Genomic DNA, 13,713 nt, shown 5'->3' on the forward strand with positions numbered 1-13,713 from the left:
CCGTTCTCCCGGAACGCACGCGTATGATGCTCACGAACACGGGAGTCCGGTTGGCCGGGCTGAGAGGAAGCTGCTCCAAGCTTCGACCGTCGAACCTGATCTGGATCATGCCAGCGCAGGGAGGCAATTCTCTCCGGGTTACGGCATCCGCCGTGACCGACACCCGTGCCCACTTCACCAGTGAAAGGGCACGCCAGTGCACAACGCAACGTCATCACGTCCGGTCCGCCGCATCACCTACCGCTGGAGGGTCGTCGACATCGTCGTGGCCAGCGTGCTGGGTGTCGCTGCGGCGCTCATCTTCTTCGCCTGGAACCAGCTGTACCAGCCGGTGACTGCACCGTTCGAGGCCCTGCTCCCCGGGTCGCAGGCGCTGTTCTACGGGGTGTGGCTGTTCGCCGGGGTGCTCGGCGCCCTGATCATTCGCAAGCCGGGCGCCGCCATCTTCACCGAGGTGGTCGCAGCGACGGTCTCTGCGCTGCTCGGCGCGCAGTGGGGCGGCTTCCTCACCATCGAGGCCGGCCTGGTGCAGGGCCTCGGCGCCGAACTGGTGTTCCTCGCCTTCCTCTACTCCAGCTGGCGGGTCGGGGTCGCGATCCTCGCCGGTGCCGGCGCCGGCCTCGCGATGGCGATCAACGACCTCGTGCTCTGGTACCCGGGGGCGGATGCCGCGTTCCAGGCGATCTATGCGGTCTCGGCCGTCATCTCGGGCGCGCTGATCGCCGGCCTCGGCTCGTGGCTGCTCGCCAGGGGACTGGCACGCACCGGCGCTCTCAGCCGGTTCGCGTCGGGGCGGGTCGAGACCGCCCGGCCCGAGCGGGTGGACGCCTGATCCGCCCGGCCTCCGTCGTCGCGAACGGGTGGGGCTGGCGCCATGCCGGCAGGCGACAGTGGGCGGCCAGCGAGGTCGACCTGCGCATCGACCCCGGCGAACGGGTACTGCTGCTCGGGGCATCCGGCGCTGGGAAGTCCACGTTCGTGCACGCCATCGCGGGGGTGCTCGGCGGCGATGACGAGGGCGAGGCCGCCGGCAGCCTGCTCGTCGACGGGCAGCAGCCGGAGAGTGCCAGGGGGAGGGTGGGCCTGCTGCTGCAGGACCCGGATTCGCAGGTGGTGCTCGCGAGGGTCGGTGACGACGTGGCGTTCGGGCTCGAGAACCTGCGCGTTCCCCGGCACGAGATCTGGCCGCGCGTCACCGAGGCGCTCGATGCGGTGGGTCTCGACCTGCCGCTCGACCACCCGACCAGCGCGCTCTCCGGCGGGCAGAAGCAGCGCCTCGCGCTCGCCGGGGTGCTCGCCATGCGCCCCGGGCTGCTGCTGCTCGACGAACCCACCGCGAACCTCGACCCGGGCGGCGTGCTCGAGGTGCGCGACGCCGTGGCGCGCGTGCTCGAGCGTACCGACGCCACCCTCGTCGTGATCGAGCACCGCGTCGAGACGTGGTGGAACCTCGTCGACCGGGTGATCGTGCTCGCCCCGGGCGGCGGGGTGCTCGCCGACGGATCGCCGGACGACGTGCTCGCCACGAGCGGCGCCGTGCTCGCGGCATCCGGAATCTGGGTTCCCGGGCACCTGCCCGCCGTTCCCGCCCGCCGGTCGACGACCGGGGTCGAACTCGTGCACACCGACGGCCTCTCGGTGGCCAGGAACCGCCGCGCGGTGGTCTACTCGGGCATCGACCTCGCGGTTCACGCCGGGCAGTGCGTCGCGGTGACCGGACCCAATGGGGTCGGCAAGTCCACCCTCGGGCTCACCATCGCCGGGCTGCTGAAGCCCGCCGCCGGTGCGGTGCGCGCGCCGTGGCTCGCCGACGGACTCGACCCGCAGCCGCACTCGTGGCGTTCGCGTGAGCTCGTGACGCGCATCGGCACGGTGTTCCAGGATCCGGAGCACCAGTTCGTCGCCGCAACCGTGCGGGCCGAGCTCGCGGTGGGTGCACGTGCGATCGGCCTCGACGACGCGGAGACCGACCGGAGGGTCGACGAGCTGCTCGAGCGCCTGCGCCTCGCGCCGCTCGCCGACGCGAATCCGTTCACCCTCTCCGGTGGGGAGAAGCGCCGCCTGTCTGTGGCGACCGTGCTGGTCACCCGCCCTCCGCTGCTCGTGCTCGACGAGCCGACCTTCGGGCAGGATTCCCGCACCTGGGCTGAACTCGTCGCCCTGCTCTCCGGGCTGCTCGACGCCGGAAGCGGGGTCGTCGCGGTGACCCACGACACCGCGTTCGTCGATGCGCTGGCCGACGAGCGCTATGGAATGGTGCGGATGCCGCATCCGGAGTCCGCCCGATGAGCGTGCTCACCCCGCCCACCGGCACGCAGGCGATCTATCGCGTCAACCCGGTGGCCAAGCTCGCCGCCGCGGCCATCATCAGCCTCGCCCTGGTGCTCAGTATCGACTGGGTCTCCGGCGCGGTCGCGCTCGCCGCCGAGGCGGTGCTGTTCCTGTTCGCCGGGCTCACGCTGCGGCAATTCGTCGTGCGCACCTCCCCGGTGTGGATCGCGTCGCTGTTCGCGGCGATCACGATCCTGCTCTACGGCGAGCCGTCCGGCACCAGCTACTGGCAGTTCCTGCTCATCAATGTGAGCGACGGGTCGATCGAGCTGGCCATCGCGACGATGCTGCGGGTACTCGCGATCGGACTTCCCGCGGTGGTGCTGTTCGTCACGGTCGATCCGACCGACCTCGCCGACGGTCTCGCGCAGGTGGTGCGGCTGCCGTCGCGGTTCGTGCTGGGCGCCCTCGGCGGCCTGCGGCTGGTCGGCCTCTTCATCGACGACTGGAAGTCCCTCGAACTCGCCCGCCGCGCCCGCGGCATCGCCGATACCGGCCGGCTGCGCAGGTTCGCCGGCCAGGCGTTCGCGCTGCTCGTGCTGTCGATCCGGCGGGGCAGCAAGCTCGCGACCGCGATGGAGGCGCGCGGCTTCGGTGCCTCGAACGACCGCACCTGGGCGCGCGAGTCGCGCATGGGCTGGCCGGAGGCAGCGGTCGTGGCCGCGGGAGCCGCGACCGGGTGCATCGCCGTGAGCGCGTCGATCGCCGCGGGGGAGTGGAACTTCATTGTCGGGGGGTGAGGGATCGGGGGGTGAGGGGTCGGGCGGTGGCGCGGCGGGGATCGCTGCACTGCGCCGCGGGCTCGCCGCCGCCTGGGCCGCCCGCCCTCCCGTCATCCTGATCGACGGCGGCTCCGGAGCGGGCAAGACCACCCTCGCCCGCGCGCTGGTCGCCGACCCCGCACTGCTCCACGGCGCACAGCTGTTGCGCCTCGACGACGTCTACCCCGGCTGGGACGGCCTCCAGCGCGCCAGCGACCACCTCGTGCACTCCGTGCTCGAACCCCTCTCGCGGGGCGTCGCGGGGCGGTGGCAGCGCTGGGACTGGACGATGGATGCCGCGGCCGAATGGCACGACGTCGATCCGGGGCGTCCGCTCGTGGTCGAGGGATCCGGTGCCCTGAGCCGCGCGAGCCGCCCCCTCGTCACCCTCGGCGCCTGGGTCGACCTCGAGACCGAGGAGCGCCGCCGTCGAGCCATCGCCCGCGACGGCGGCGCCTACGAGCCGCACTGGGACCGTTGGGCCGCGCAGGAGGAGGCGTTCCAGCGACGGGAGCACCCGCGGGCGCTCGCCGACGTGCTCATCGACGGTCGTAGGATTCTGGCGTGACCCCATCCCCGTTCATCACCGTGTCCGAGCTCGCCGCCGCCCTCGCCGGCACCCAGCCTCCCGTCGTCTTCGATGCGAGTTACATCCTGCATTCGCCGGCCGCCGACGGCGACTACCGCGCCGAGGACGCCCGCGCGTCGTGGGAGGCCGCGCACATCCCCGGCTCGCGCTATGTCGACATCCAGCAGCAGTTCTCCGACCCGGATGCCGCCACTCACTATTCACACCCGGAGCCGCAGGCGGTCGCCGACGAACTCGCCAGGCTGGGCATCGGAGAACATGAACGCGTCGTCGTCTACGACACGACCGACACCATGTTCGCCGCGCGGCTCTGGTACCTGCTCACGTGGATCGGCGTCGACGCCGTCGTGCTCGACGGTGGCCTCGCCGCCTGGCGGGCGGCCGGCCACCCGGTCAAGTCCGGCGACGTCGCGACCGAGCCGTCCCCGGTCACCCCGTGGACCGTCAGTGCACCGCGCGAGGCCTGGATCACCAAGGAAGAGCTGGTGTCGCGCTCCGAATCCGACAGCCGCCCGCTGGTCTGCGGGCTCCCCGCCGAGAGCTTCGCCGGCACCGCCGCCACCCGCTACAGCCGCCGCGGCCACATCCCCGGCAGCGTGAATGTCTCCTCACGCGACCTGTTCGCGCCCGACGGCACCGTGCGCGGCGAGAACGAGCTGCGCGAGGCGTACGTGGCGAACGGCGTGACCGGCGACGAGGAGGTGCTGCTCTACTGCGGTGGCGGCATCTCGGCGACGGCGAACGCGCTGACGCTCGCCGAGCTCGGCGTCACCGCGGTGCGCGTCTACGACGGATCACTCGAGGAGTGGTCGGCCGACGAATCGCTGCCGCTCGAGGTGGGTAAGTAGCTAGTCCCAGCCGAGTTCGTGCAGCTGTGCGTCGTCGATTCCGTAGTAGTGCGCGATCTCGTGCACCAGCGTCACGTGGATCTGGTCGCGCAGCTCGTCGAGGTTCTCGCATACCGCGATGAGCGGTTCGCGAAACAGGATGATGCGGTCGGGCAGTTCCCCGAAGCCATAGGTGTCGCGCTCGGTGATCGCGGTTCCCTCGTAGAGCCCCAGCGTGTCGAGGGTGCCGTTCTCGGGGCGTGCCTCGGTCACGAACACGACGTTGTCGAGCCCGTCGACCATCTCGTCTGGCAGGTCGTCGAGTTCCGCAACGACGAGGCGCTCGAAACCCTCCTCGTCGAGGGACGCGAGGTCCGCAGCATCCATGCTCATCGGTCGATGGCCGAGACGAGGGATTCCTGCACCCAGCCGAGCCACTCGTAGACGTCGGCGAGCATGAGCTTCTGGTCGGCCTCCGAGTCGATGTCGTCGTCGTCCGCCTCGTCGTCGTCCGCCTCACCGTCGGCCGCGCGTGCGTCTGCGTCGTCGAGGATGCCGAGGCGGGTGGCGAGAACGAGCCGGATGTCGGTGAGGGTGCGCAGCCACGACTGCACCGACTCGACGGTGAGCTGCACCTCGGTCTGTGCGTCGGCGGTCACGGCATCCGCGACATCCACGATCATCGTCTGCGCGTTGCGCACCTTGCGTTCGGCGAGCCCCTCGGCGGTGAAGCGACGGAACTCGGCAGACGCCTCGGCGTCACCGGGGTACGCATCGGGCAGCAACCGCAGCAGGGCGGGGTCCGGCACGTCGCTCGACGTCGGCTCCCCGATCAGCCCGGCGACCTGGCTCGCGAGCTGCGTGAGCAGGGCGGCCTCGACGGGCTCGAGCTCGGTGCTGATCGCGCCGTCCGGGGTCACGCGAAACCCGTTCACAGCTCGCTCTTCTCGAGGGTGGCCCACAGCCCGAGGTCGTGCATGGCCTCCACGTGGCGCTCCATCTCTTCGCGGGATCCGGATGCCACCATCGCGCGCCCATCGTTGTGCACCTGCAGCATTCGCCGATCGGCCTCCTCCCGGCTGAACCCAAAGTAGCTGCGAAAGACCCACGACACGTAGGACATCAGGTTGACCGGGTCGTTCCACACGATGGTGACCCAGGGCGCGTCCATGGCCGCGATCGCGTCGACATCGAGCACGGTCTCGGTCGATCCGGCGATGGTGGGCTGCACCTGGTGGCTCCTGTCTTCCGCGTCCCCTGCAATGCAGAATGGCCCCACCGTAGTGGGGCCATTCCGATGGGGTGAACGACGGGACTCGAACCCGCGGCATCCGGCTCCACAAGCCAGCGCTCTACCAACTGAGCTACGCCCACCATGCAATCGAATGACTCTCGCCATCCGGTCGACTAGAGAATCTTATTACACGCGGAGGCGTTCCGCTGACGGTTCTCGCCGCGGCGGGTTCGCCGGCGCATTGGTGGTCGTACATCGACCGCATTGCCGGTCGAGGCGTCAGGCCGGTTCGGAGGTGAGGCCGGGGGGCGCGAGGCGCGGCGCGAATGCCTCGACGACCGACTGGGAAACGGCCTGCGCCTCGTCGGAGGTGGGTCCGGGCTCGGCGACGAAGGCGGCGAGTCGGTAGTACTGCAGTTCGCGGATCGATTCGAGGATGTCGGCGAGAGCACGGTGGCCGCCGTTCTTCGTCGGTGCCTGAAAATAGACGCGGGGAAACCAGCGCCGGGCGAGCTCCTTGATCGAGGAGACATCGATGCTGCGGTAGTGCAGGTGCCCGTCGACCCTGGGCATGAACTTGGCGAGGAATGCGCGGTCGGTGCCGATAGTGTTGCCCGCGAGGGGCGCGTTCTGGCCCGCCGGAACGTATTCGAGTATGTACTCGAGCACGGCGAACTCGGCGTCGGCCAGGCTGACGCCGTTCGGCACCTCGTCAGCGAGGCCTGACGAATCGTGCATCTCCCGCACGAAGTCGCCCATGTTGTCCCAAGCGGACTGGTCGGGCCGGATGACGACGGAGAAACCGGCGTGGACGGGCTGGAGGTCGAAGTCCGTGACGACGACGGCGACTTCGACCAGCTCATCGACACTGAGGTCGAGTCCGGTCATCTCGCAGTCGATCCATACGAGGCGATCGGTCAGTGAAGGCATCCCCCGAGTGTAGTTCCGCCGGGCGATACCGGGCGCCGCGAGAGGCCGGGAACCCGCTGGGGGTATCGGGTGTCGACTGCCGGGTGTCGACCGCCGGGCGTCAGGCTGCGGCAGTGTCCGCGTCGGTCTCGACGTCGCTGGTCATCGAGCGCTCGAGCAGGATCTCCGACGCCTTCTCCAGGATGTTGCGCTCCTCCTCGGTCAGTCCGTCGAACAGGGGAGTGAGGGCATCGACCGTGCTGGTGCGGTGCTGTTCCATTGCCGCGGTGCCCTTCTTCGCTATGGCGATGAGCCACGCGCGCGGGTCGTCGACGTCGGCGATGCGATACACCAGTTCTTCCTCGACCAGGCCGGGGAGCAGCTTGGTCAGCCCGAGGGAGCTGAGGCCGCTGCGGGTGGCGAGGTCGGGGGCGCGGAGCGGGCCGTCGCTGTCGAGGGTAGAGAGCGTGCGCCAGGTCTCCGGCGACATTCCGGCACCGCGTCGAAGGGCGGCGAGGCGGGTCAGTCGGTGGGACGCGACGAGGAGGGTTCCGAGAAAGTCAGAGCGTTCAGTCAACATTCATGCCATGCTACGCCCGTGCGCGTGGGGCATCGGCGCCTCTCACGTCGCGAGTCCCGGCTCGTGGTAGTAAGGATGCATGACTGAACACACCCCTTCCCTCGCCCACGGCGACGAGTACGTCGTGATCTACTCCGGTGGACCCAACGACGGACAGACCGATCTCCGCATCAGCACCGATGGCACCTGGGATGACTCGGTGACCGTCCTCACCGCCGTCGACGGCAAGGAGACCCTCGAGAACTACGACGTCGAGTCCGTCAAGCAGGTCGGCGACAAGGTGCACGTGACCTACCTCTGGGACAAGGCCGAGAGCGAGCCCTCCGTCGACCCCGAAGACCGCGGCGACCGCGGATAACTGCACGCACTGACAACCTCAGTACACACGCCGACGCGAACGCGGGGAGGGGACGACGCTGATGAAGGTGCTGTTCTTCTCCTCCGCGTTCTGCGATCCGTGCACCCGCACCCGGCAGACGCTGGTCGCCGCCACCACCCTGGTGCCCGCACTGACGGTCGCCGAGCTCGACGTGGCAGAGCACAGCGCCGAAGCGGAGCGGGCCGGCATCCGTTCGACCCCCACGGTCGTTGTGCTGGATGCCGCCGACACCGAGGTCTTTCGCGCCGAGGGTGAACCGACCATCGACCAGGTGCTCACCGCACTGGCGAGGGCCGTGTAGCCCTGTTGTATCGTGGAGACGCCCTTCACGCCTCCGTAGCTCAGGGGATAGAGCAGGAGCCTTCTAATCTCTTGGTCGCAGGTTCGAATCCTGCCGGGGGCACCATCCCGGGCGTCACGACCAGTTGCAGTGGTGACCGTCAGCGCGCCGCTGGCGCGACGCGGGTTCGAATCCTGCCGGGGGCACCGAGACTTTCAGGGCAACAGCAACGAATCCTGCCGGTGGCACGTAGTTCACAGGGCCGAGGGACCTACGCGCGCCGATCGCCGAGCACCCGCTCGAGCGCGGCGGGGTCCTCGTCGCGTTCCGGTTCCACGAGCAGCGGCGCGTTCGGATCCTTGAGTACGATCGGCTCGGTCGGCTCGACGAATGCCACCGGCGCTGCAGTGCTTGACTGGGACGCAGCGGGCTGTTCGAGCTCCTTCTCCAGCTCCACTTGCTGTGCCTCGTCCTGCGGCTGTACTCCTTGCGGCTGTGCTTCCTGCGGAGGCGCTGGCTGCGGCGGCGCTGGCTGCGCAGGCACTGTTTGAACAGGCGCCGATTGAACCGGCCCTGCCTGGACTGGCACTTGCTGTACCTGGGCAGGCCCGGCAGGCGACCACTCTCGCGGCGTCGCCACGACGTCTTTCGGCAGCTGGGTCTTCTCGTGCGCCCACAGGTCGAGGTCGTCCTTGAACAGTTTCTTGGCGCGCGACGGGCGTTCCTGCCAGCTGACCATCCGGTCGCGCAACTCGAGCAGGGTGTGGTCTGCTGCGGCGCTGTACGACACCGAGCTGCTCTTCATGTCGGCGATCTCGTGCGCCGCCCAGTCCGCGGCCCTGGTCGACCCCGCAACGTTCAGCAACCGCAGGCGCACGTCGGCCTCGGCGGCGACATGGTCGGCGTGCAGTTGTTCTTCCGTGCTGAGGGTGTTCCAGATCGCGGCCCGGCGAGCGGCACCCACGATGGTCGCCACCGCATTCACCCGGTTCTCCCGGTCGTTGCGCGCGAGCAACCGCTTGGTCGAGCCGCGGCCGATCAGCGCGGCGACAATGCCAGCCACCACGATGGCGACGAACGGGATCACCGCGGTAGTCATCACGGCGGTACCCGCGTCGGAGGCGAGCCAGCCGGTTACGTCGTTCCACCATTGCATGGGGGAACAGTAGACCCGGCGACGCTCAGAGCGACCGCAGGCACTCCAGCGCGTCGTCCATCGACCAGAATTCGCCGTCGATCGTGAACCGCTTCTGCCGCGCCAGGAAGCGCTTCGCCCGGAATCGCTGGCCGCCCGCGGTCGCCCCGGCATCGAGTCCCTCGACGTACCCGACGACGGCACCCGAGGTGCCGGTCACCCGCCAGAGGCCGTCATTGAGCTGAGTCGCGGTGAGCCCCCGGCGCACGGTGGGCGGGTGGGCCGCGGGCGAGTGAACGGTCAGTACGCGTGGGAGGTGGGTTGCTCGCATGGTCACTACCTTTCTGTCGTGTCGCCGGCCCGACGATGCTGGTGCTGCACACGCTAGGCGCCGCATCCGACATCGTCTGCCTGGGACGCAGCGACCAGCGGGGAATGGCTCGGCGGGGAGCGACGTTGTGCTCAGAGGGCCTCGGCCCACTCACATCGATAGAAGGGTTTTCCCATGCAGACATTCGTCCTCGCCGGTGGTTGCTTCTGGTGTCTCGACGCTGTCTACCGCGTACTCCGCGGCGTCCAGTCCGTCGTCTCCGGCTACACGGGCGGCGCCAGCGCCCACCCCACGTACGAAGCCGTATGCACCGGGCGCACCGGGCACGCCGAAGCCGTCGCCGTGACCTTCGACCCCGCGGTGATCCCGGCCGACGTGATCCTCGACGTGTTCTTCACCCTGCACGACCCGCGCCAGCTCAACCGCCAGGGTGCCGATGTCGGAACGCAGTACCGCTCCGCCATGTTCTACACCGACGACGCGCAGCGCGAGCAGTTCGAGGCCGCCGTCGAGCGTGCCTCCGGGTATTGGGACGGCGGGATCGTCACCGAGATCAGCCCGCTCGGTGAATGGTTCGAGGCCGAGGACTACCACCAGGACTTCTTCGCCAAGAACCCGGGCCAGGGATATTGCATGGCCGTCGCCCTGCCCAAGGTCAACAAGGTGCGCAGGTCGTACGCTGAGTACGTGCTCGCGTCGTAACTGCGGGCGCCTGAGGAAAGGAGCTCAACGATGAGCAACGACAGTCTCACCGCCACACGCCAGACCTGGGTCGCCGTCGGCCCCGCCGGCGCCGTCGGGTCGATCCACCGGGTCGAGGGTGGGTTCACCTTCACCCTGTTCAAGGACTCGGCACCACGTCCGGTGTACCCGACCCTCGAGGTGGTCAAGCGGGCGCTCTACGCGAGCCTGCTGCCCGGATCCGACTGGCCGGAGTTCCACGAGCACTGACCCAGGGACCTACGCCGTCCCTCCCCACCCCCGCGTTCCGCGCCACCGTCCACGGCGGCCGGAACGTGGGGGTGGCGGGGTGCGGTGCCCGAACACACTGTCTCCATGACAGACACATTGAGCATCACCGGGGTCGTCGGAACGACCCCGAAGTACATCACCACTGCCGCGGGACTCGTCGTCACGAGCTTTCGCCTCGCGTCGACACAGCGACGCTACGACCGGGCCCAGAACAAGTGGGTCGACGGCGAGACCAACTGGTACACCGTCAGTGCATTCAGGCAACTGGCCGACAACGTCGCGAGTTCCGTGCATCGCGGCCAGCGCGTCATCGTGTTGGGGCGCCTGCGCATCCGGGAGTGGCAGGGCGGCGACAAGTCCGGCATCAACGTCGACATCGAGGCGGATTCGATCGGGCACGACCTCACTTGGGGCACCGCCACCTGGTCGCGGCCGCAGTCGGGGAGCCAGGGCGTGGGCACCGCAACACCGGCGTCCGGTGCGGACGGCGCCGACTGGGCGGCTTCTCCCGGGGCGCCCGCCCACTCCATCGCCGATGACGACGCGGATGCCGACGTCGACGTCGACGACTACGACTACGATGACACCGACCACGCCGCGAGCAGGGCCGACGACGACAGGGAGCCCGTGCCGTTCTGAATGAAGCCCGGTGCCGAACCCTGCCCATAGACTCGGGAAGCCGGCCACGTTCGAGGTCGGCGATGGGTGTGATGGGGGTCGACGTATGGCAGTACTGCGCCGACGGGTCATGGTCGCGGCGACCGCAGGACTGTTGTCTGCGGGGCTGCTGGCCGGATGCACTGCGACTCCGGAGCCAGCGCCGTCGCCGTCGCCCACCGCAACGGAGTCCGCTCCCAGCCCGACCCCGGCAGCAGAGCCGGTGCTCGTACCCGAGGGATCGGCCGACGACAACCTGCCGTACTTCGACCTCGTCAACCGCCGGCTCCTCGACGGCAATCCGGTGCCGGGTGGCCGCGCCATCATCGACAACCTGGTCGCCGCGGGCTTCGACCGCTCGGCCATGCAGGTCACGCCAGACGCCACGGCCATCGGGCGCGACGTCGATTCCGTGCAGTTCTCCGTGCGCATCGCCGATCGTTGCCTGGTCGGTCAGGCCCGGAGCACGGGCTACACGAGCATCGTCGCCCCTGGCATCATCGGCGGCGCCTGCCTGGTCGGCTCCACCCGCGCCATCGACTGGTAGCCGGCACGCTCACCATCCGGTGAGCGAGGCCAACCCACGTCAACGGTCGGCGCCACCGCAAATAGACTAGGGACATGGCCGAATACATTTACTCGATGGTGCGCGCCCGCAAGGCTGTTGGCGAGAAGCTCATTCTCGACGACGTCACGATGTCGTTCCTCCCCGGTGCGAAGATCGGTGTCGTTGGTCCCAACGGTGCGGGAAAATCCACCATCCTCAAGATCATGGCCGGGCTCGACACCCCGAGCAACGGAGAAGCACGACTGAGCCCGGGGTTCAGCGTCGGCATCCTCATGCAGGAGCCGGAACTCGACGAGACCAAGACCGTGCTCGAGAACGTGCAGGAGGGCGTCGGGCCGATCAAGGCGAAGCTCGACCGCTTCAACGAGGTCTCGCTGGCGATGGCCGACCCCGACGCCGACTTCGACAGCCTCCTCGCCGAGATGGGCACCCTGCAGGAAGAGATCGACGCCGCAGACGCGTGGGACCTCGACTCGCAGCTCGAACAGGCGATGGACGCCCTGCGCACCCCGCCAGGCGACTATTCCGTCGCGAACCTCTCCGGTGGAGAGAAGCGCCGCGTCGCGCTCACCAAGCTGCTGCTGCAGAAGCCAGACCTTCTTCTGCTCGACGAGCCCACCAACCACCTCGACGCCGAAAGCGTGCTGTGGCTGGAGCAGTTCCTCTCGAAGTATCCCGGCGCCGTCCTCGCCGTGACTCACGACCGGTACTTCCTCGACAACGTCGCCGAATGGATCGCCGAAGTCGACCGCGGACACCTCTACCCCTACGAGGGCAACTACTCGACGTACCTCGAGAAGAAGGGTGCCCGCCTCGAGGTGCAGGGCAAGAAAGACGCCAAGCTCGCCAAGCGACTCTCGTCGGAGCTCGAATGGGTGCGCAGCAACGCCAAGGGCCGCCAGGTCAAGTCGAAGGCCCGCCTCGCACGCTACGAGGAGATGGCGAACGAGGCAGAGAAGACGAGGAAGCTCGACTTCGAGGAGCTCGTCATTCCCGTCGGGCCGCGCCTCGGCGCGCAGGTCATCGACGCGGCGAAGCTGCACAAGTCGTTCGGCGAGCGCGTGCTCATCGACAACCTCACCTTCACCCTGCCGCGCAACGGCATCGTCGGCGTGATCGGCCCGAACGGCGTGGGAAAGACCACCCTGTTCAAGACCATCACCGGTATCGAGCCCCTCGACAGCGGGACGCTGAAGATCGGGGAGACCGTCGACATCTCCTACGTCGACCAGGACCGCGGGGGCATCGACCCTAACAAGACGCTGTGGGAGGTCGTCTCCGAGGGCCAGGACTACATCCAGGTCGGCAAGACCGAGATCCCGTCGCGCGGCTACGTCTCGCAGTTCGGGTTCAAGGGACCCGACCAGCAGAAGAAGGCCGGAGTGCTCTCCGGTGGAGAGCGCAACCGCCTCAACCTCGCGCTGACCCTCAAGCAGGGTGGCAACCTGCTGCTGCTCGACGAACCGACCAACGACCTCGACGTCGAGACACTCGGCAGCCTCGAGAACGCACTGCTCGAGTTCCCCGGGTGCGCGGTGGTCATCACTCACGATCGGTGGTTCCTCGACCGCATCGCGACGCACATCCTGGCCTACGAGGGCACCGAAGAAGACCCGGCGAACTGGTATTGGTACGAGGGCAACTTCGAGGCTTACGAGCAGAACAAGATCGAGCGACTCGGCCCCGACGCCGCGAAGCCGCACCGTTCGGCGTACCGCAAGCTGACACGCGACTGACGCATGACCCGCATCCACATCGCGATGCCACTTCGGTGGTCGGACTTCGATGCCTATGCGCACGTGAACAATGCCGAGATGCTGCGCCTGCTCGAAGAGGCGCGCATCCAGGCGTTCTGGCGGCCCGACGCCGGCGGCGTCGGGGAAGCGACGGCGATCCTCGACGCCCGGCCCGGCGCGGAGACCATCGCGCTGATCGCGCGGCAGGAGATCGAGTACGTCGCCCCCATTCCCTACATGCGGGCACCGATCGACATCGAGCTGTGGATCGGGCGCATCGGCGGGGCGAGCCTCGAGGTCTGCTACGAGCTGTATTCGCCCGCCGGCGTCGAGCCGCGCGCGCTGTTCACTCGCCCGGCCGCCCCCCCCGTGGTGGTCCCCGCCCCCACCGCGCGCCCCCCGCGCCTCCCCCACCAGCCCCCCC

The 13,713-nt window shown here is 68.9% G+C and carries 20 protein-coding genes and 2 tRNA genes; 14 read left to right on the forward strand and 8 right to left on the reverse strand.

Annotation, left to right across the window (positions count from 1 at the left end; all coding sequences use genetic code 11):
* Window positions 1-196 precede the first annotated feature (196 nt).
* From G5S38_RS11290 to G5S38_RS11310, 5 genes are read left to right on the forward strand one after another with little or no spacing between them, the layout of a single operon-like run.
* Window positions 197-832 (forward strand): ECF transporter S component, encoded by a 636-nt coding sequence (locus G5S38_RS11290; RefSeq protein WP_165068606.1) that lies wholly within the window; start codon window positions 197-199, stop codon window positions 830-832.
* A complete protein-coding gene (locus tag G5S38_RS11295; protein WP_165068651.1) occupies window positions 829-2,289 on the forward strand; it encodes an ABC transporter ATP-binding protein in 1,461 nt (486 codons plus the stop codon). Before G5S38_RS11290 ends, G5S38_RS11295 begins: the two co-directional genes overlap by 4 nt.
* Window positions 2,286-3,071 (forward strand): energy-coupling factor transporter transmembrane component T family protein, encoded by a 786-nt coding sequence (locus tag G5S38_RS11300; RefSeq protein WP_165068608.1) that lies wholly within the window; start codon window positions 2,286-2,288, stop codon window positions 3,069-3,071. The genes G5S38_RS11295 and G5S38_RS11300 overlap by 4 nt, the downstream gene beginning before the upstream one ends.
* On the forward strand, window positions 3,058-3,660 hold the full coding sequence (locus tag G5S38_RS11305) for a nucleoside/nucleotide kinase family protein (protein ID WP_235929031.1): 603 nt from the start codon (window positions 3,058-3,060) through the stop codon (window positions 3,658-3,660). The genes G5S38_RS11300 and G5S38_RS11305 overlap by 14 nt, the downstream gene beginning before the upstream one ends.
* Window positions 3,657-4,529, forward strand: coding sequence for a sulfurtransferase (locus G5S38_RS11310; protein WP_165068609.1), 873 nt, complete (start codon window positions 3,657-3,659; stop codon window positions 4,527-4,529). The genes G5S38_RS11305 and G5S38_RS11310 overlap by 4 nt, the downstream gene beginning before the upstream one ends.
* Here the strand turns inward: G5S38_RS11310 and G5S38_RS11315 are convergent, their stop codons facing one another.
* From G5S38_RS11315 to G5S38_RS11340, 6 genes are all read right to left on the reverse strand, one after another.
* Window positions 4,530-4,901 (reverse strand): metallopeptidase family protein, encoded by a 372-nt coding sequence (locus G5S38_RS11315; RefSeq protein ID WP_165068611.1) that lies wholly within the window; start codon window positions 4,899-4,901, stop codon window positions 4,530-4,532.
* Entirely contained in the window at window positions 4,898-5,428 is a 531-nt protein-coding gene (locus G5S38_RS11320; protein ID WP_235929032.1) for a DUF2017 domain-containing protein, read from the reverse strand. Before G5S38_RS11320 ends, G5S38_RS11315 begins: the two co-directional genes overlap by 4 nt.
* 11 nt (window positions 5,429-5,439) lie before the next feature.
* Window positions 5,440-5,739: an ATP-dependent Clp protease adapter ClpS gene (gene clpS, locus G5S38_RS11325; RefSeq protein ID WP_165068614.1), complete on the reverse strand. Its 300-nt coding sequence runs from the start codon at window positions 5,737-5,739 to the stop codon at window positions 5,440-5,442.
* Window positions 5,740-5,806: 67 nt separating this feature from the next.
* Window positions 5,807-5,882: transfer RNA gene (locus G5S38_RS11330), tRNA-His, on the reverse strand.
* Between the two features lie 139 nt (window positions 5,883-6,021).
* The gene (gene orn, locus G5S38_RS11335; protein WP_165068616.1) at window positions 6,022-6,672 is read right to left on the reverse strand and encodes an oligoribonuclease; all 651 of its coding nucleotides are present in this window, start codon (window positions 6,670-6,672) and stop codon (window positions 6,022-6,024) included.
* Window positions 6,673-6,772: 100 nt separating this feature from the next.
* The gene (locus tag G5S38_RS11340; protein WP_165068618.1) at window positions 6,773-7,231 is read right to left on the reverse strand and encodes a MarR family winged helix-turn-helix transcriptional regulator; all 459 of its coding nucleotides are present in this window, start codon (window positions 7,229-7,231) and stop codon (window positions 6,773-6,775) included.
* A gap of 79 nt (window positions 7,232-7,310) precedes the next feature.
* Here G5S38_RS11340 and G5S38_RS11345 point away from each other — a divergent pair, with 79 nt between their 5' ends.
* The 3 genes from G5S38_RS11345 to G5S38_RS11355 all read left to right on the forward strand — a co-directional run bounded on the left by G5S38_RS11345 (window position 7,311) and on the right by G5S38_RS11355 (window position 8,016).
* Entirely contained in the window at window positions 7,311-7,589 is a 279-nt protein-coding gene (locus tag G5S38_RS11345) for an oligoribonuclease (RefSeq protein ID WP_165068621.1), read from the forward strand.
* 61 nt (window positions 7,590-7,650) lie between these two features.
* Window positions 7,651-7,911, forward strand: coding sequence for a thioredoxin family protein (locus G5S38_RS11350; RefSeq protein WP_165068624.1), 261 nt, complete (start codon window positions 7,651-7,653; stop codon window positions 7,909-7,911).
* Between the two features lie 29 nt (window positions 7,912-7,940).
* Window positions 7,941-8,016 (forward strand) — tRNA-Arg (locus G5S38_RS11355).
* A 145-nt stretch (window positions 8,017-8,161) separates the two neighbouring features.
* On the opposite strand, the gene G5S38_RS11360 is transcribed toward G5S38_RS11355, so the two are convergent.
* A complete protein-coding gene (locus G5S38_RS11360) occupies window positions 8,162-9,046 on the reverse strand; it encodes a hypothetical protein (RefSeq protein ID WP_165068627.1) in 885 nt (294 codons plus the stop codon).
* Between the two features lie 25 nt (window positions 9,047-9,071).
* Window positions 9,072-9,362 (reverse strand): hypothetical protein, encoded by a 291-nt coding sequence (locus G5S38_RS11365; RefSeq protein ID WP_407943844.1) that lies wholly within the window; start codon window positions 9,360-9,362, stop codon window positions 9,072-9,074.
* A gap of 168 nt (window positions 9,363-9,530) precedes the next feature.
* Here G5S38_RS11365 and msrA point away from each other — a divergent pair, with 168 nt between their 5' ends.
* The 6 genes from msrA to G5S38_RS11395 form a co-directional block, all read left to right on the forward strand.
* A complete protein-coding gene (msrA, locus tag G5S38_RS11370; protein ID WP_165068629.1) occupies window positions 9,531-10,058 on the forward strand; it encodes a peptide-methionine (S)-S-oxide reductase MsrA in 528 nt (175 codons plus the stop codon).
* A gap of 30 nt (window positions 10,059-10,088) precedes the next feature.
* Window positions 10,089-10,307, forward strand: coding sequence for a methyltransferase (locus tag G5S38_RS11375; RefSeq protein WP_165068632.1), 219 nt, complete (start codon window positions 10,089-10,091; stop codon window positions 10,305-10,307).
* 105 nt (window positions 10,308-10,412) lie between these two features.
* Complete coding sequence (ssb, locus tag G5S38_RS11380) at window positions 10,413-10,967, forward strand: single-stranded DNA-binding protein (protein WP_165068635.1); 555 nt, start codon at window positions 10,413-10,415, stop codon at window positions 10,965-10,967.
* Window positions 10,968-11,052: 85 nt separating this feature from the next.
* Window positions 11,053-11,532, forward strand: a complete 480-nt coding sequence (locus G5S38_RS11385; RefSeq protein ID WP_165068637.1) for a DUF6993 domain-containing protein — start codon at window positions 11,053-11,055, stop codon at window positions 11,530-11,532.
* A gap of 74 nt (window positions 11,533-11,606) precedes the next feature.
* Window positions 11,607-13,289: an energy-dependent translational throttle protein EttA gene (ettA, locus tag G5S38_RS11390; protein WP_165068640.1), complete on the forward strand. Its 1,683-nt coding sequence runs from the start codon at window positions 11,607-11,609 to the stop codon at window positions 13,287-13,289.
* A gap of 3 nt (window positions 13,290-13,292) precedes the next feature.
* Window positions 13,293-13,713, forward strand: a 421-nt coding sequence (locus G5S38_RS11395; RefSeq protein ID WP_165068643.1) for an acyl-CoA thioesterase, incomplete at its 3' end; no start/stop codon positions are given.

Origin of the sequence: Marisediminicola senii (assembly GCF_011057645.1) — a bacterium.
Lineage (GTDB): Bacteria > Actinomycetota > Actinomycetes > Actinomycetales > Microbacteriaceae > Marisediminicola > Marisediminicola senii.